General features: G+C 48.1%; 11 protein-coding genes. 8 read left to right on the top strand and 3 right to left on the bottom strand.

All coding sequences use genetic code 11. The annotated features are described in order from the left end of the window. Positions 1-34 precede the first annotated feature (34 nt). The 3 genes from OCU60_RS17210 (at position 35) to OCU60_RS17200 (ending at position 2,316) form a co-directional block, all read left to right on the top strand. Entirely contained in the window at positions 35-418 is a 384-nt protein-coding gene (locus OCU60_RS17210) for a VOC family protein (RefSeq protein ID WP_074374654.1), read from the top strand. Beyond that, complete coding sequence (locus tag OCU60_RS17205) at positions 415-888, top strand: EVE domain-containing protein (protein ID WP_074374655.1); 474 nt, start codon at positions 415-417, stop codon at positions 886-888. The genes OCU60_RS17210 and OCU60_RS17205 overlap by 4 nt, the downstream gene beginning before the upstream one ends. Before the next feature lie 252 nt (positions 889-1,140). Then, the gene (locus OCU60_RS17200) at positions 1,141-2,316 is read left to right on the top strand and encodes an MIX and LysM peptidoglycan-binding domain-containing protein (protein ID WP_074374656.1); all 1,176 of its coding nucleotides are present in this window, start codon (positions 1,141-1,143) and stop codon (positions 2,314-2,316) included. Between the two features lie 265 nt (positions 2,317-2,581). On the opposite strand, the gene OCU60_RS17195 is transcribed toward OCU60_RS17200, so the two are convergent. After that, positions 2,582-2,794, bottom strand: a complete 213-nt coding sequence (locus OCU60_RS17195) for a hypothetical protein (RefSeq protein ID WP_074374657.1) — start codon at positions 2,792-2,794, stop codon at positions 2,582-2,584. A 285-nt stretch (positions 2,795-3,079) separates the two neighbouring features. Here OCU60_RS17195 and OCU60_RS17190 point away from each other — a divergent pair, with 285 nt between their 5' ends. From OCU60_RS17190 to OCU60_RS17170, 5 genes are all read left to right on the top strand, one after another. Next, positions 3,080-3,682, top strand: a complete 603-nt coding sequence (locus OCU60_RS17190; RefSeq protein WP_074374765.1) for a helix-turn-helix domain-containing protein — start codon at positions 3,080-3,082, stop codon at positions 3,680-3,682. After that, a complete protein-coding gene (locus OCU60_RS17185; RefSeq protein WP_074374658.1) occupies positions 3,672-4,526 on the top strand; it encodes a queuosine precursor transporter in 855 nt (284 codons plus the stop codon). Before OCU60_RS17190 ends, OCU60_RS17185 begins: the two co-directional genes overlap by 11 nt. Positions 4,527-4,548: 22 nt before the next feature. Continuing rightward, the gene (gene queF / locus OCU60_RS17180; RefSeq protein WP_074374659.1) at positions 4,549-5,370 is read left to right on the top strand and encodes an NADPH-dependent 7-cyano-7-deazaguanine reductase QueF; all 822 of its coding nucleotides are present in this window, start codon (positions 4,549-4,551) and stop codon (positions 5,368-5,370) included. Between the two features lie 267 nt (positions 5,371-5,637). Next, positions 5,638-7,212 (top strand): acetolactate synthase large subunit, encoded by a 1,575-nt coding sequence (locus tag OCU60_RS17175; RefSeq protein WP_205410536.1) that lies wholly within the window; start codon positions 5,638-5,640, stop codon positions 7,210-7,212. A 664-nt stretch (positions 7,213-7,876) separates the two neighbouring features. Beyond that, the gene (locus OCU60_RS17170; protein ID WP_074374661.1) at positions 7,877-15,922 is read left to right on the top strand and encodes a non-ribosomal peptide synthetase; all 8,046 of its coding nucleotides are present in this window, start codon (positions 7,877-7,879) and stop codon (positions 15,920-15,922) included. Between the two features lie 116 nt (positions 15,923-16,038). Here OCU60_RS17170 and OCU60_RS17165 read toward each other — a convergent pair whose 3' ends face one another. Next, on the bottom strand, positions 16,039-17,028 hold the full coding sequence (locus OCU60_RS17165) for a DMT family transporter (protein ID WP_083602753.1): 990 nt from the start codon (positions 17,026-17,028) through the stop codon (positions 16,039-16,041). Positions 17,029-17,034: 6 nt separating this feature from the next. Next, positions 17,035-18,243: a hypothetical protein gene (locus tag OCU60_RS17160; RefSeq protein ID WP_074374662.1), complete on the bottom strand. Its 1,209-nt coding sequence runs from the start codon at positions 18,241-18,243 to the stop codon at positions 17,035-17,037. Positions 18,244-18,274: the final 31 nt, after the last annotated feature.

Raw genomic sequence — 18,274 nt, 5'->3', positions numbered from 1 at the left:
CTATTTGTAACTTATAAAGAGCAGGAGTGATGTGATGTCAGTTTTAAGAAGTACAGTTGTTTTCTACGTAGCGGATATAGAAAAAAGTCAGGTGTTTTACAGTGCGCTGTTTGGATGTCATCCGGTTCAAGCTTCCGGTGAGTTTGTTTTGTATCTGGTACATGATGGTTTAACTTTCGGTATCTGGAAACAAAGTGCGGTTATACCGACAATAACCCCAGGTTCAGCATTGCCATCAAAGAATCAGGGAGAGTTGTGTCTGTTTGTGGAAGATCAGGATGCCTTCCAGCAAATGCATCAACATTGTTTGCTGAATGAGTTTCCTATTCTTCAGGAACCCGCCGTGATGGATTTTGCGACGGCATTCACAGTCACAGACCCGGATGGTCATCGGATCCGGTATGCGGTTGGCAAATGACTCGTTACTGGATTGCGGTCGCTTCGGCCGATCATGTCAGGAATGGCCGTGAATGGGGAATCATGCAGGTTTGTCATGGTAAGTCGGCTCCGCTCAAACGGCTCTCTCCCGGAGATGGTGTGGTGTACTATTCACCGAAGCAACGTTTTGGTTACCCGGAAAAATGTCAGGCGTTTACGGCGATAGGGAGAATTCGGGAAGGACAGCCATATCAGGTTGATATGGGGAACGGGTTTCTTCCATATCGCCGGAATGTGCAGTGGTTCGATGCTTATCCGACGGATATTTACCCGCTGTTACCCGCCTTGCACTTTCACGATGGAAGCCGTTCCTGGGGAGCGAAGTTTCGCTATGGTCTGTTCGAAATTTCACAAGGGGATTTTGAGACGATTATGCATGCGATGCTGCGTCAGTTCTCTTCACCGGTGCAAATGGCGTTGTTTTCTGGTTCAGGACGCGGGATGTCCTGAACCGGTAATCTTTTCACATTGTGCTATTGTCATTTTGCTTTACCTTGACTTAATTTCTCGTATTGACGTTATGATTGATACGTTTAATAGAAAGTGCGCAGAATCGCTACATTGGTTCAAGGTTTTTAAATTGCAATTGAGCATTGCATACACATCGGTCTGTTTTTGTGTAGAATAAGCACCTTGTAGCGTTTCATTCGCGTTGGTTAAAATAGTCCCGTATTCATCAATAAGAAACGTCAGTGAACCCGTATGATTCAGTCAAAAATCAGTGCCGATATCCTTGCAGAATCGAACTATTCTCAGTCTTCCTTTTCAACCTCTTCTCACTGTGCAGCACCGACGCTTCCGGAACGTCCGGATCAGATCCCGAATGTCAGGTTCGAATATCATTTGGAAATCGCCTGTTCGGATGAATCCCGTCGTGCAATGCTTCGCTATGGGTTTGCCCTGAGAGGGCAGGAGGTTGAGCTGACGACCAGCCCGCAGAATCAATATTCGACAGAATATGGCACCCGTTATACTTACTATACCGCTTATAACGACCCGAAACGGATTATGGCTTTTAATGACCTCAGTCCTTTGGGGATTAGTGTTCCGCATCCGATTCAGGTCAAGCCGATTGGTTCCGGTTTTGTGCGCGAGGCATTTATACCGGTCCAGCCGGCAATTCAGGTTGGTGACCATCTGGGGCTGCCAACCGAAGGATATATTTACCATTTTCATCAGGCCCGGTTGGTGCAGGAATACCATCTGATGCCGGGTGGTTCGGGGAGTTTCTATGCCACGTTATCGCGGCATGAAAAACTCAATCAGGCGCGAGGTTGTCCTTGTGCCCATGATGCGTTGCTGGTGTTCTGGAAGATGGGTTGCCGGGATGTGCATAATCAGCATCTGCTTTACCTGAAGAAACCGATCACAAGAGCTCAACTGGATGCTTTGAATGAAACGTGGCTGGACAAACATGCTGTCAGATTAGATCTTCAGGCTTTACTAGAGATCACGCGTGAGCCGGTTGTCCTGCGGCCGTTGGAGCAGCATGTTGAGAATACACAAAAAAACGCAGCAGATACACTCCATACCGTGCAGCGGATTCCCGGGACCAACCGACGAGAGAGCTGGCTTGAGATAGCGGTGCGTTATGGCTTGTCAGCCAAAGCGCTATTAGATTTAAATCCTCAGTATCATGCTGATCCGATGGTGTTGAAAATTGGCGATGTGCTGACGATTCAATCTCAAAAGAGCAACGCCCGGCAAGACACCTTGATTGGCCTGCCCCCCAGAGCGCCCCAAACCTATAATCATCCGCTGAACAGTTATTATGCTCATCAGGCGTCCTACCTTAACGGTACGACGATGAAAGCCATTAATAGCCGTGCTTTGATTAGAAAAGATATTCCGGTGGTGCGTCTCAACCGCCTCGGTTAGTTTGCTCGTCGAGCATGCACACCGACAGACCAACGCGGCTCTGTCACAAAGAACGACTGGCCGCCAATATTGGTGAAACATAGAACGCTGGTAATGAGAAATGACACGACTGGTATGAGGGAAAGTGCGTGACCAAGCCGTTTTATTGGTAGGAATTGTGGTGCAATCATGGTGATTGCTAAACTCGACTGCAATCCGGTTCACAAAGCGTCAACAACGGTGCTTCTATGCCAGTCAACAGACTCAAATATGCCAGTCAACAGACTCAAATGACTTCAGACACTGCGGTCTCAGTGACACTATTGGTATAGAGTGTTGTGGTTGTATGCAGTGCCATGATGGCTCGGTGTAGTGCATCTTTTTCAGCCGGCGAAAGTTCTCCTGACGTTGGAACGCTGCACTGGCTAACGACGTGGCACCAGAATAAGACATCATCCACACCGCTTTCATTTTCTTTTAGTTCTGACATTGTGCCCATAATATTACCCTAACCACCGATTGTTGATATTTATGTAATTAGCAATTTACAATTAATATTATATTGATTTTGAAGACTACTGATCATAAATTTAAAAGTTAACCAATAGTCGTAAATTTGCTGTTTATCATTTTAAAAACGGAATCTTTTAGTTATTTTACAGAACGTAGCCAAAAATGTTCAATATTTGGTTGTTTAATGTTGATCTAGATCACGCAATTTGTTTCGCTTTGAATAGGTATCGATTTATTGATCTCTATGATACGGCGTATGGTTGGGCGGTACATGAAATTAAGTAAACAAGAAAAAATAGATAATATTAAAAGTAATATTTCTTATGCGATGAAAAGTCGTAACGAAAGTAAGAAATCCTTTTCTGAACGCACGGGAATAACCAGAACGACCATTTACAATATTCTGGACGGTAAAGTCGATCGAATTCAGACTCAAACGGTTGAGAAGATTGCGAGTTTCTTTGGCACGACGTGTCGGGTCATCGAAGAGAGTAATCTGGAAGCCATTGAGTACCGCAATCAATTAATCTCTCCGGACGGCAATAAAAATCCGTTGTGTATCCCGATTGTTAATGAAAAAGAGCTCATTGCTTCACTAGATAAATATATTGGTGAGTTAATTGTTGTTCATCCGACGACGTATTATTTCTCGGATGAATCCAATATGATCGGTTTGAATATTACAACGCCATTTACACATCGATATCAGGTGGGTTCATTACTGGTGATTGAACGGTTTAAGCATAATGATATTGATGATCTTGTTATTTTAACATCCAGAAATTCTTTAAAAATTGAATCTGAAAATTATGTACTCAGAGATGGTGAAATATTAATTGGATGCGTCAGGGAGGAAAGGTTACATGCAGAATAGAAAGTATAAATTAATTGGGTTCAGTCGCCATCCGGAACATGTCGCGAATGTCATGGTACTGGCGACCGGCAAACAATTATCCATTCCACTGACTGAAATATTTAACAGTACGGTGGCCGAAGACCTGAGCTCGATAGAGACCAAAGAAATTTGTCGCAAGTTATACAGTGCCGAAGGCTTTCAAGGTGCTTACGATATCCAAGATCGCAAAGAATCGTACTGGATTACATTTGCCATCATCGCCACGATACTTTCGGCTGTTTTTATCTTGTCAAACATCACCGGTGTGAAGCCGATTGAGATTGCCAACTCTGGTTTTATCGTCCCTTTTGCGATTTTCTTATATCCAATCTCTTTTATTCTGGTCGATATCCTCAATGAATTTTATGGGCTACGCATGGCCCGGGCTGCGATTCTGTTGTCTACTGTGACTAATGCTTTTCTGCTATTGATGCTCAATCTCTCTGGTTACGCACCGACAATCAGCGACTGGCAAGTGGTTAATGAGAGTTATCAATCGATTATTCATAGTATCAACTCAGTTTTTCTGGCTTCAATGATTGCTTACTTTGTTTCGGAAAACGTGAATGCGTATCTGTTGCAGAAAATCAAACAACTGACCAATGGCCGACGATTGGTCGTGCGGGTCTTTTTCAGTACATTCTTTGCGTCGTTAATCGATAGTGCGATTTTCATCTATCTGGCATTCAGCCATATCCTCAGTCCGACGGTCTTATGGAGTATGTTTATTTGCCAAGTGCTGGTGAAAAGTATCTATGCGATTATCGGTGTTGGCCCGATATACGGTGCAAGGGCGTTATTTAATAAATATATCAATCGATAAACGACAACGTTAGTGGAACATTATGGATACGACTTATTCTAAAAATCTTGGTAAGAAAACAGACTATGTATCAACCTACACCCCCCAACTGCTTGACCCAATTCCTCGGGCACGCGGGCGCGGCAATATTACAGCATGTGATAGTGCCGCTTTCTCCGGGTATGACTTATGGACCGGTTATGAACTGTCCTGGTTGAATTCTAAAGGCAAACCGATGGTGGCCGTTGCAGAATTTATGATCCCGTGTACCAGCCCAAATTTGATTGAGTCCAAATCTTTCAAGTTGTACCTGAACAGCCTTAATCAGACCTCTTTTGTATCAGAGCAAGAACTGGTCGAAACGTTGACTCAGGATTTGAGTGCGACGTCGGGTGGCGATGTTCAGGTGAAGCTGATCCCCGTAGATGAAACGTTAGAAATTCGTGCAGATAAATCTTTTACCTGTATTGATGATCTGGATATTGAAATTGACAGCTATGAGTATGATGAAGATCGCTTGTCAGGGGCGACCTCTGCAAACATTGTTGAAGAGAAGCTTTGTTCGCATCTGCTGAAATCGAATTGCCTGGTCACGAATCAGCCAGACTGGGGAAGTGTCTATATCCACTATCAAGGTGCTGAGATTGATCGGGAAACTCTGTTGCGATACATCATCTCTTTTCGGGAACATAATGAATTTCACGAACAGTGCGTTGAACGTATCTTTGCTGATATCAAGCGGTGTTGTAACCCCGAAAAACTAACCGTACTCGCTCGTTATACCCGTCGGGGTGGGTTGGATATCAATCCATTCCGGAGTGATTTTGAAGACGTCATGCTGGTCGGACGAGAATACCGTCAGTAATCGCTTACCTCTTGCCATAAAAAAAGGCCTCCCTATCGAAGGGAGGCCTTTTTTATGGTGCCTGCCTTGATACATTTTTTTGAGTCATATGTCTCAATAATTGATTTGAGCTCGATTGCATAATAACTGGTTGCAGCTCCGAGCAGTGCTAAATAGGTATGAAGACACAAAATTATGAAATAATATGCATCAAGTGTATTAAATTTGATAAAAAGGTGCATTAATGTCCTTCCTCTCTTGCAGAATAGAAATAGGAGGTTTCAGGCAATGAGTGATGCAACAAAAAGCCGTCCGATGAATGGGGCTGAAAGTCTGTTGCGGACATTGGTCGAAAGTGGCGTTGAAGTCTGTTTCGCCAATCCGGGGACGTCAGAAATGCATTTCGTTGCAGCATTGGATCGCGTGCCGGGGATGCGTCCGGTTTTGGCGCTTCAGGAAAATGTGGCAACTGGTGCGGCTGACGGGTATGGGCGCATGACAGGCAAACCTGCATGTACATTGCTTCATTTGGGACCGGGATTGGCCAACGGTCTGGCCAACTTACATAATGCCAGACGAGCCTGTTCTCCGATTGTGAATATCGTCGGTGATCATGCCACCACACATCTACAGTATGATGCACCATTAACATCTGATATCCACGGATTTGCGAGCCCAGTCTCTGAGTGGGTTTATACCGCTTCTTGTTCGCGACAAATCGGAGAGGATGCGGCCCGGGCTGTGCATGTCGCTGCGCAAGCTCCGGGGCAAATTGCGACATTGATTCTGCCGGCAGATACAGCATGGAGTGACGCTGAGTGTGTTGCTTCACCACTTGCTCCGTCTGCACCGACCGTTGTCTCGGCCGAGAAAATTAATCACGTTGCCGGTTTGATCAACAGCGGTCTAAAAACAGCGATCCTCATGCGAGGTTCTGCATTGTTAGAGCCGGGATTAACGGCGGCTGGGAAGATTGCTGCAAAAACGGGTGCCCGATTATTGTGTGATACGTTCGCACCGCGTATTCAACGCGGGGCAGGCCGGGTTCCGGTTGAACGGCTCCCTTATCTTTCCGAACAGGCTGCTGATTTTCTGGCTGGCACGGAATTGATTGTTTTGGTTGGTGCCAAGCCGCCGGTCAGCTTTTTTGCTTATCCCGATAAACCGAGCTGGCTGACACCGGAAGGATGTCGTTTGACTCGATTAACCGAGATTCATGAAGAGAGTACGCGTGCACTTGAAGATTTAGCCGAAGCTTGCGAGGTCGGGAACATTGAGCCATACCGCACCAGACATCTGGTACCGCAGTATACGCTTGATGGTCCGATCACTGCGGAATTTGTCATGCAGGTCATTGCCAAATATTTACCGGACAATGCCATTATCAGTGATGAATCCGCATCATCCGGTTTCCCCCATTATGAGGTTACCGAAACCGCTGCGGCGCATGACTATCTTAATCTGACCGGCGGCGCTTTGGGGAGCATGATGGCGGTCTCGATTGGTGCGGCGATTGCGTGTCCGGCACGTAAGGTGGTCAACTTGCAAGGGGATGGGAGTGCTATGTATCTGTTGCCTGCACTCTGGACCCAAGCGAGGGAAAACTTAGATATTGTGACGGTCATATTCAGTAATCGTTCATACAGGATCCTGAATCATGAACTCCAACGTGTCGGGGCAAAAAATCAGGGGCAATCTGCGGCTTCGCTGATGAGTTTGGAAAATCCATCCATTGATTGGCTTGGTTTAGCTTCGGGGATGGGGGTTTCTGCTGTTCAGGCTGAAACGCGTCGGTCATTTGATATGGTTTTTCAAAAGGCGATGCAGGAATTCGGGCCGAAATTAATTGAGGTTATTTTGTGATGATTTAATTTTAATCACCAGTTGTATTTTATTGAAGGTGATTTTGTTATGTAATATTAATTTTTGTATTTGGATGAATATTATTATCGTTTGGCTGGTGGTTATTATTTAAATGATTTCCGGCCTGTTTTTTATGATGTTTATTTATTATTTGGCATTTTTTTATTTATTTGCTGTGACTTTTTTATCCACTTATTTTCTTCATGTTATACTCATCTGAGGCATAAACAAATTAGACCACAAATTTTTCACTCAACTGCCCCTGTTTTTTTACTTCCATTTTTGTTTTATAACTATCTGTTTTAATTGATTTTATTTTAATTTTTGTTTTTTGGATATTATTTGAACATGGTTATTGTCAATTAAATTTATTTTAACTTTGATCTTTTACCAAAAACGAGAAAAAATAATTTATCTCACTGGAAAATATTCATATTGTGTTTTTCATGGATTTCGTGCTTTATCGGTTGTTTTGATTGCTTTTATTATTCATTACTCATCGGTTTATTGAATATATTCGTTACATTCTCATGATTGAATTGAATAGTGTTTTATTATACAAAGTAAAAAGATTTCATCTTAATAACATTGTCACTTTGTTGGCTTTTTTATTTTGTCTGTGTGTTTGAATTTTATTTATCAGAATGTGTGAGTGAATATCAATATGAACGATAACCATAAATCCTCTATTCAATTAGAGCGAGAAAGTCATTTGGCGCTTCCATTATCATCGGCTCAACGGGGAATCTGGTTTGCGCAAGAGCTCAAGCCCGATGCTCATGGCAAATTCTTTAAAATTACCGAATATCTGGAAATCTCTGGTGTGGTTCAGCCGGATCTTTTTGAAGTGGCTATCCGCAGGACTGCCAGAGAGATCGAGTCCTTTCAACAGGTTTTTGAGCTGACGCCTCAAGGACCGAAGCAGCGGTTTGGTGTCGATCCGAGTTGGGAATTACCCATGCTCGATTTTCAGGCAGAATCAGATCCACAACGCGCTGCTAAAGCATGGCTCGATGACGACTTGGCCCGCCCCTTTGACCTAGAGCAGGGACCTCCGTTTTCTTTTGCGTTGTTACAACTCGGCCCGGAACGTTTTTGGTATTACGCCTGTGTTCACCATTTGGTGTTGGACGGCTTTGGCGGGGTTCTGTTATCCAGCCGTGTGGCTGAAATTTATTCTGCACTGGTGGCAGGAGAAGAGCCGCCAGCCTGTCAGTTCATTTCGTTGGCTGAAGCAATTGAGATTGAGCAGGAATATAAAGCATCGAAGCACTACCTCCGAGACAAAGCGTATTGGCAAGAGGTTCTGAAAGATCGGCCTGCGCCTGTCAGTTTGTCTGACAAACAAGCCCCCTGCACGCATATTATTCGCAAACAGATGTATTTACCGGCGTCCACCAACCGAATGTTAAGAGAACTGGCGGTTGAATGTAAAAGTCAGGTGCCACAACTGCTGATCGCTTTAATCGCGGTTTATCTGTACCGCGTCACCGGAGAAGATGATTTGGTTGTCGGGTGCCCGATGGTGGCCCGAACCCATAAGAAACTGCGTTTATTCCCCGGCATGGTTTCCAATGTGCTGCCCTTGCGGCTCAATATCGGTACTGAGGATACGCTTGTCGATATCGTCTCTCAGGTAAAACGGCGCATTCTCGGTGCCGTGCGGCACCAATGTTACCGCGGTGAAGATCTGGCGTCAGATCTTGGCATTCTGACCGAGAGTGAACAACTGTTCTCGACCGATATCAATATCCTGCCGTTTGAATATGAAATGAAATTTGGTGAAGCGCCTGTCAATGTCAATAACCTGACGCTGGGGCCAATTGACGACCTCTCGATCAACATTTGTGATCGGGGGCCTCAACAGGGGCTGGAGCTGTGTATCGATGCCAATGCCGCTTTGTATAGTGAAATGACCCTAGCTTCTCATTTCTATCGTCTGATGCACTTTTTCTCTTGCGTAGCGGCTGAGTCGGCACTGACGGGCGTGAATTATTATCATCTGCAAATGCCGGAAGAGGCGTCGATGATTGATGCATGGAATCAGACGCAAATTGCATTTCCACCGGCACAGTATGTTCATGAACTGTTTGAACGACAGGCCAGTGAAGAGCCGGAACATATTGCATTCGTGTGTGCCGGAGAAAGTGTCAATTACGGTGGACTGAACATTCGTGCTAACCGTCTTGCACATTACTTACGCTCTCTCGGGGTTGGTCCCGAAAGCCGGGTTGCAATCTGCTGTGGTCGGGGACCAGACTTGCTGATCGCGATGTTGGCAACGCTGAAAGCCGGTGGGGGATATGTGCCGATTGATCCAGCGTATCCGGCAGAACGTTTGCAGTACATGCTTGCCGACAGTGCACCGGCCGTGGTGTTGACCGACGGGGTGATTGATCTCAGTGACCTGATGGCAGCAACATTACCCGAATCTCGGCTGATTCATACCCAGCAAGATCGGGGCTTATGGTTTGAACAACCGTCGTCAAATCCGACAGTTAGTGCGCTCGGTGCCGAAAATCTCGCTTATATTATCTATACCTCTGGCTCAACCGGTCAGCCGAAAGGCGTCATGGTTGAACACCGTCAACTGCTGAATCTGGTCAACTGGCATAACCGGGCCTTCAATGTTCAACAAGGAACGTGTACTTCAAGTGTCGCGGGTCTCGGGTTTGATGCGGTTGTCTGGGAAGTGTGGCCGCCATTGAGTGCCGGTGCGACATTGACGATGCCATCGCTGGAAGCCTCCCGTGATCCCGAGCAACTGCTTCATTGGTGGGTTGAACAACCGATTGAGGTCAGTTTTTTACCGACACCGATTGCTGAACTGGCATTTGCACGTCAGGTTGCACCGAAGACGTTACGCTATCTGTTGGTTGGCGGTGATCGGCTGACGCGCCAACCGGCTGAATCGGTCTCTTTTACTTTGGTCAACAATTACGGTCCGACGGAAACGGCTGTTGTTGCGACATCGGGCGCGATTCGGGCAGCGGATGATGTGCTGCATATCGGTAGCCCGATTGCGAATACGCGTATCTATATCCTTGATGAATTATTACGTCCCGTCTCGCTTGGGGTGACCGGTGAAATCTATATCGGCGGGAATAGTGTCAGCCGCGGGTACTTGAATCGTCCGGAGATGACCGCAGAACGCTTCTTGGCCGACCCTTTCTCGAAGCAGCAAGAGAGCAAAATGTATCGCACGGGGGATCTTGCGCGCTGGTGTTTAGATGGAACGATTGAATATCAGGGCCGGAATGATAGTCAGGTCAAAATTCGGGGCTTCCGGATCGAGCTGGGTGAAATTGCAACGGCATTGCAGGCTTGTCCGGAGGTTCAGAGCGCGGTCGTCACCGTCTTGCATGCCGGTGAATCATCCGAGCGTTTGGTTGCTTACTATACCAGTCAACACCTGGTATCGATTGACATTGAAGCGTTAAAACAGCGGCTGAGTGAATCACTGCCCAGCTACATGGTGCCAGCGGCATTTGTCGGGTTGGATACGCTTCCGCTGACAGCCAACGGCAAAGTCGATTATCGGGCATTACCCGAACCCGATGCTGATGCGTTTGTGCACCGGAGTTATGAAGCACCACGTGGCAACGTAGAGCAGTTACTGGCCTCGATTTGGCAATCCTTGCTGCATGTTGAGCAAGTGGGACGGCATGATCATTTCTTTGAACTGGGTGGACACTCACTGCTGGCGGTACAGTTGATCGAACGGTTGAGACATCACGGTTACCATTTGGCGATCAAATCGCTGTTTACGACACCGACGCTGGCTGCTCTGGCGCAAACTTTGAGTCAGTCATCGAAGACCGAGCGTCAGGTTCCAGCGAACCTGATTCCGGAAGGATGTACGCAAATTACCCCAGACATGCTGTCACTGGTGGCGTTGAGTCAGTCTCAGATCGACACCATTACGGCTTCCGTTCCCGGTGGTGCAGCAAACATTCAGGATATCTATCCGCTGGCACCGTTACAGGAAGGGATTTTATTCCACCATTTGTTGGAAGAAAAAGGCGACCCTTACGTAACACGTGCGATTAAAGCGTTCGCCAGTCAGGATGCGTTGCAACAGTTTGTTGATGCGTTGCAGGCAGTCGTGAAACGTCATGACATCCTCAGAACCAGCCTCGTCTGGGATCAGTTGGATGTACCGGTTCAGGTGGTATGGCGTGATGCGGTGTTGCCGCTGACCTCACTGACTCTCGATGGTTCGAACACCGTTAAAGCGATTCAGCAGCGATTCGACCCAAGCAATACCCGTCTGGATGTTCATCGGGCACCGATGATTGAAGCTTATCAGGTTGAAGATGCTGCGGAAGGGCGATGGTTACTCTGCTTGCTGATGCATCACTTCTGTCTGGATCACACCACATTAGAATTGATGATGGAAGAAGTACAGGCGCATCTGCTCAACCGCGTGGAACAACTGCCAGCGCCACTCCCGTTCAGAAATTTTGTGTTTGAGAGTCGGCTTGATAGCGATCCGGAAAAAGAGCGAGCTTACTTCACCGAGTGTCTTGGTGACATTGATGAGCCTTCTGCGCCATTCGGATTACTCAATGTGCAAGGTGATGGTCACGAAATTCATGAACTGCATTTGCCGGTTGATGATGATCTGTCTCAGTTGCTCCGTGAACAGGCTCGCCGTCAAGGGGTCAGTGCTGCCAGCTTGTTCCATTTGGCTTGGGGGTTGGTGGTTCGTGCGACGACTGGCCGTGATGATGTGGTTTTCGGCACGGTGCTGTTTGGCCGGATGGCCGGTGGCGAAGGGGCTGACCGCGTTCTGGGAATGTTCCTCAATACATTACCGTTACGTTTGTCACTGGCCAATGAAACGGTCACGGAAGCCGTGCAGTATACGCATCGGCATCTGGCGGAAATGCTTGAGTATGAGCATGGTTCATTGTCTCTGGCTCAACAGTGTAGCGGCGTGGCACCACCAACGCCGTTGTTCAGCAGCTTACTCAACTACCGTTACGATGGGGGCAACAGTCAGACCGGGATTGACACCGGACCGATGAACCTGCTGTTTACGGAAGAGCGAACAAACTATCCGATCACGCTGTCGGTCAATGACAACCCCACACAAGGTTTTTCTTTAGATATTCAAGTGGATGAGAGTATCGGTTGTGAACGTGTCGGTGCCATGGTCACGCGCGCTTTGCGCGAGGTGCTCTCGGCACTGGAAAATGACCCCAAACGGTTGATCCATTCGTTGAACATCTTGCCGAAAGATGAATACCGCAAAGTGATTAACCAACTGAATGCAACACGCACGTCTGCGGTTACTGATATCGGTGTTCATACGCTGTTTGAACAGCAGGCTGCCGCGTATCCGGATGTGATGGCGGTCATGAGTGATGCTCAGAAACTGACATACCGAGAGCTGAACCAGCAAGCCAACCGTCTGGCGTATTATCTGCGGGCTCAGGGCGTCTCTCCCGACCAGCGGGTTGGCCTCTGTTTTGACCGAAATACCGATCTCATCGTTGCGATGCTGGCGATACTCAAGGCTGGTGGTTGTTATATCCCGATGGATCCGACTTATCCGGCCGATCGGTTGCAATACATGGTGTCGGACAGTCAGCCAACATTAATTTTGTCTGACGGCATCCTCGATGCGGAAACGATTGTCGGCAAAGCGGGAATCCGTGTGATTAACGTCAGTACCGACATGTTTATGTGGCGCGATTATCCGGCAAACAATCCGCAATCTGAGCATATTCGACCGGATCACTTGGCTTATATCATTTACACCTCTGGCTCAACCGGACAGCCAAAAGGGGTGATGGTTGAACATCGCAATCTGGCAAATCTGGTGCATTGGCACAATCGGGCGTTTGAGATTCAGGCCGGTACTTGCGTTTCCAGTGTGGCGGGGGTTGGTTTTGACGCAACCGTCTGGGAAGTCTGGCCGCCGCTGTGTACCGGGGCACATATCATGTTGCCGACGCTTGAGATTTCTCGCGATCCGGAGCAGTTACTGGCGTGGTGGATATCACGACCGATTGAAGTGGGTTTCTTGTCGACACCGATCGCTGAACTGGTCCTGTCAAGACGACTTGACCACCCGACGCTGCGGACATTGTTAGTGGGAGGGGATCGATTAAACCATCATCCGCATCCGGAGACCTCATTTACGCTGGTCAATAACTACGGACCAACCGAAACCACCGTGGTTGCAACATCGGGCGTGATTCAGCCGACAGACGATTTATTACATATTGGTTCACCGATCGATAATACCAGTATCTATATTCTGGATGAATATCTGCAGTCGGTTCCTGTCGGTGTCAAAGGAGAAATCTATATCGGTGGTAAGAGTGTCGCCAGAGGTTACCTCAACCGCCCCGACATGACGGAAGAACGTTTCCTCGATGACCCGTACTCTTATGAATTCGGTGCCCGGATGTATCGTAGTGGCGACTTAGGCCGTTGGACTGCCGATGGGACGATTGAATACCTTGGTCGCAATGACAGTCAGGTTAAAATTCGGGGCTTCCGAATCGAGCTGGGAGAAATCAGTGCCTGTATGAGTACCCATCACGGGGTCGCTGAAGCCGTCGTGATTGCGGTGCAAACACAGAATCATGATCAGCGCTTGCTGGCTTACTATGTCGGCAATGCGCAAACTGCCCCGCTGCGTGCTTACTTGTCTGCGCGTCTGCCGGATTACATGGTGCCCGCGGCTTATGTCAAACTCGATCAGATTCCGCTGACACCGAACGGCAAAGTTGATCATAAATCACTGCCAGAGCCGGAAGGCGATGACTTTGTCACGCAAGTTTATATTCCGCCAGAAGGTGAAGTGGAAGAAACCATTGCTGCGATTTGGCAGCGATTGCTCGGGGTTGAAAAAGTCGGTCGCAACGACAGCTTCTTTGAATTGGGCGGTCACTCACTGGTGGCGGTACAGTTCCTCAATGAAGCCCGTCAGCATGGTTATGAACTGACACTCTCAACACTGTTTTCTGCATCGCGACTCGCCGATATTGCAGATTACATTCAGCGCAGTTCTGAGGTGTTAATTGAACATGCTGTGGCACTTCGTCCTGCAACCGGTAATCAGCGGCCACTATTTATTGTGCCGGAAGCCAGCGGAGAGATGCTGTATTCACCTTTGCTGACCTCTTATATCGATCAAGATATTGCTGTTTATGGTCTGGTGGCTCCGGCACGTCATACACCACCGTTCTACACCATTCAGGGCGCTGCGGCACGTTATGTCAGAATTATCCGTGAAACCCAACCGGAAGGGCCGTATCGGATGACGGGCATTTCGCTGGGCGGCACACTGGCTTATGAAGTGGCGAGACAACTGCTCGGGCAAGATCAGGAGATTGAATACGTCGGTGTGATTGATACGAGAGCAGAGAAAGCCTTTGTTCCGCGTCATGTGGGTGAAGAGCATCTGACCGAAGAGCAGAAAATTCTACTGATGAGTAAAGAGATTTACGATGGTCTTGCGTATGACATCTATGGTCTGGCTGAATCGGAAAGTACGCTGGAAGCGGGGATGACATGGAAAGATCACTACCGGATGGCCAAAGATATGGGCATGTTACCGGCTGGCTGGACAGACACCTATTTCATGAACTGGATGTTGCACCGCGAGGCGTTGATCCGGGCGGAATATGAGTACAACAATCTACCGGTCGATATCGATCTTTATGTTGCTGAGCTGCGTCCTCAAGGTGAAGAGGACGATGTCGTGCCTTATTTGCGCTGGGATCGCTTCTTACCTGAAGCGTCGATTCGTCCGACGACCATTCCGGGGGCAACACACTATCACTTGATTGTGGAACCATATATTGGCTATGTCGGTCAGGCGATCTCAAACGATCTGCATGATCGCGAAAAAGACTATGCTGCCGGTAACGTGATGCGCAATGCCGAGTATGATCCACTGGTAACCCTTCAGGAAGGCCATGGTCACGGCCCGACCGTCTTGTGTATTCCCGGTGCCGGCGTGAATGTTTGTGCCTTTATGGGACTGGTGCAGTCCATTGAATCGGACTGGACGGTTCTTGGGCTCCAACCGCGTGGTTTGAAAGGCCATGAGATTCCGCATACCACGGTACAGGCAGCAGCGGCTTTCTATCTGCAAGCGCTGGAATCAAGGCCTTGTGTCGGGCCGATTCATATTGTCGGACACTCGTTCGGGGGCTGGGTTGCCTTGGCGCTGGCCGCATTGCTCGAAGCAGCAGGGATTCCGGTGGCCTCACTGACGGTTGCGGATTCTGAAGCGCCGGATGCAACGCCACGTGAATACAGCGATTTGTCCGCACTGATGTTGCTCATCGAGCAGTTTGAAAGACAAGGTGCGGCTTTAGGCCTGACAGAGCAAGACCTGAAAGCTCTCAGCCACAGAGAACGGTTGACGTTGGTGCATGGTTATCTGGTTGAGCAAGGCGTGCTGACGGGCAATACCAGTGTGGATGACTTGGATGGTATTTTCTCGGTCTTTGCGACCAACATCCGAACGCATTACCAACCGGCGGTACAACCCAAGGTTTTGGTCAATCTGGTGTTTACTCAGGATATGAAATCCGGTGTCAAAGAAGCTTGGCAGGCGCAGTCACTCAATCTCCATTGCATTGAGAGTCGTGCTGATCATTTCAGTTTGCTCAGACCACCCTTCGTCGATTTGATTGCTGAAATCATGCAGCCGACATTCCGCACTTTGGTGACCGATATCTAGGCAAACTTAGCGCAACGTCATAAAACCAATTGCCCACCGTCTGGCGGGCAATTTTTTGCGAGTGAATCATCGGTCATTACTTATGGCTTAAATCACGGGTCTTCTGGAATCCCGGATTAGCGGCCTTGAGTCGCCAGTAACGGATCCGGTGTGACCTGACCCGGCTTCAATTTATCCGGTCGGTTACAGAGTAGAATCCCCACAATCGCAAGCAAGCCACCCACACCCATTAACACGCTGAGACGCTCATCCAGTAGGAGCGCGCCCAGAGAGACCGCTGCAATTGGATTGAGTGCAATAAAAGCACCAGCCCGGGTTGCCCCGATCTTGTCAATGCCACTGTAGTACCAGATATAAGCAAGCGCTGACCCGATAATCCCCAGATAACTGAGGCTCATGAAATCCTGAACATGAATCGATGCCAGTGTCCCGAGATGAAACTGACCGCTGAACAGGGTGGTCAGTGTGAGCATGGCTGCACCGGCTAACACCGAATAAGTCACCGTATGCAGCGGGCCGATGGTTTGTACGGTGTGTTTACCGAAAACGCTATAGGCAACCCAACTCAGTACGCAGCCGACAATCATGAGATCACCGATGATTGAGGTGTGTGCCTGAAACACGGATTGAGGGGATTTACTGATAATCACCATTGCTGCACCGGCGATACAAAGGGTAATCCCGCATAGGCGGGTGAGTGAAAACCGTTCTTTGTGGAACAGAAAAGACGCGATAGCAATCATGGCCGGATTCGCGGCAACGATCAGCGAGGCTCGGGAAGCACTGATATGTTGTAATCCATAAAAGAAAAACAGGTTATAGGTATAGATACCACAGAAACCAAGCCCCAACAGGACACCGACTTGTTTTTTGGTGATGCGGACAAACCCTTTTCCGCTCAAGGTTAACACCAGTACCAGTGTCGCACCGGCCAGCAAGAAACGCAGTGTTGCAGAGACGAGCGGCGGGATTTCCGGATTGATTGCCCGTCCGGCAACAAATGTTCCGCCCCAGATGACTGAAACCAAAGCGAGTTTGAGATAGATGCCGGGGTGGCGGGCTCGGCTGTCATGCAGCTGAGAGAGGGGATTTGTTGTATGACTCATCTTTCATTAACTCGCTATATTGAGGGCGTGTTGTGTGTGTTGTGCCGCATACACTTTGGTCAGGCGGAGGATGTCGCGCTGTGCATGACTGCCACCGATGAGGTGCCAAGATTGCTGGCTCTGTTCCAGTTCCGATACACAGGTTTGATACTGTCCGAGTGTCAACTGATGAATCGCTCTTAAAATGGCGACACCAGTACGGTGTGTTTGCGGGTCAATCCCGAAGCCGTCACATTCAGCGATGAGCTTTTCAATCAGAAGCGGTTGTTTGGTCGCAGAGAATGACAACGCGGCATGGAGCTTGTGAAGATAAGAGACAGAGTTTTCAATCACACCCGTCCAGAGTGTTGCAAGCCTCTGCCACTGTGTCTGAAATCCATGATCGGTCTGTTTCAGGTGAAGTCGCCATAGAAACCCGACGGCATCGAGATCCTGTTTCGCAAACGGTGTTTCTTTCATGTCACACAAGGTGTGGAAGGTCTCTAAGGCAGCTTCCGGCATCTGATTTTGTTCATAGGCAATGACAAGATGCCAGCAGATATGAATTTTCATTCCGGGATTATTCATCCATGATGAGGCTCGGTGATTTAAGAATTCGATGATTTGTTCCCATTGGCCGGTTTCGTGCAACGTGTGGACAATCGCGTGAATACCGTACACATTGTCCGGACAGTTTTCGATAGAATCCCAGCCAGCGGCTAAGGCTGGCTCATATTGCTGACATTCACACAGCACAAAAGACTTGATCGCGAGATAGAAAGGGTAGAGCGCATGGGTGCGGGGTAAGGCCGCTCCACAATGTTCCAGCACATCGAGCAACCGTGTGGTTCGCCCGGTACAGAACTCAAACATATGCAAGATATACAGCGCAATCACATCGGTCGGAAAGCGCTTTAAGTGAACTCTCATCAGCGTATAGGCTTGTTCATACTGAAACCGCGCCCAAGCTTCACAAGCCTGATAGATGAGTTTGAATTCCGGTCTTTGGATTTCACGCCAGTTCATTTGGGCAAGATGTAAATTAAACCGATAAAACTCTCGGATTTCACAGCTGGTAGTGCCGTCAAATCCGGCCAAGAGCTGATAGACCGTCTGTTGCGTTTTATTTTGGGGCTGACAATGTGCCGGAATTTCCTGAAAAGATAAAAAATAGCCGTTCATTGCCGGCCATAAAGATGAAACGCCATCCGTCGAGCGTTGTGACTGATGAACCATACTTCCACTCCTTTGCCATCATTTTTTATGG

The organism is Vibrio spartinae, from assembly GCF_024347135.1.
GTDB lineage: Bacteria > Pseudomonadota > Gammaproteobacteria > Enterobacterales > Vibrionaceae > Vibrio > Vibrio spartinae.
This window is presented reverse-complemented; position numbering and strand designations above follow the sequence as displayed.

Bases quoted from the DNA above. Each gene is read 5' to 3' on its own strand.
- OCU60_RS17210 (WP_074374654.1), top strand. From the start codon at position 35: ATGTCAGTTTTAAGAAGTACAGTTGTTTTCTACGTAGCGGATATAGAA.
- queF (WP_074374659.1), top strand. From the start codon at position 4,549: ATGGATACGACTTATTCTAAAAATCTTGGTAAGAAAACAGACTATGTA.
- OCU60_RS17205 (WP_074374655.1), top strand. From the start codon at position 415: ATGACTCGTTACTGGATTGCGGTCGCTTCGGCCGATCATGTCAGGAAT.
- OCU60_RS17200 (WP_074374656.1), top strand. From the start codon at position 1,141: ATGATTCAGTCAAAAATCAGTGCCGATATCCTTGCAGAATCGAACTAT.
- OCU60_RS17195 (WP_074374657.1), bottom strand. From the start codon at position 2,794: ATGGGCACAATGTCAGAACTAAAAGAAAATGAAAGCGGTGTGGATGAT.
- OCU60_RS17165 (WP_083602753.1), bottom strand. From the start codon at position 17,028: ATGAGTCATACAACAAATCCCCTCTCTCAGCTGCATGACAGCCGAGCC.
- OCU60_RS17185 (WP_074374658.1), top strand. From the start codon at position 3,672: ATGCAGAATAGAAAGTATAAATTAATTGGGTTCAGTCGCCATCCGGAA.
- OCU60_RS17160 (WP_074374662.1), bottom strand. From the start codon at position 18,243: ATGGTTCATCAGTCACAACGCTCGACGGATGGCGTTTCATCTTTATGG.
- OCU60_RS17170 (WP_074374661.1), top strand. From the start codon at position 7,877: ATGAACGATAACCATAAATCCTCTATTCAATTAGAGCGAGAAAGTCAT.
- OCU60_RS17175 (WP_205410536.1), top strand. From the start codon at position 5,638: ATGAGTGATGCAACAAAAAGCCGTCCGATGAATGGGGCTGAAAGTCTG.
- OCU60_RS17190 (WP_074374765.1), top strand. From the start codon at position 3,080: ATGAAATTAAGTAAACAAGAAAAAATAGATAATATTAAAAGTAATATT.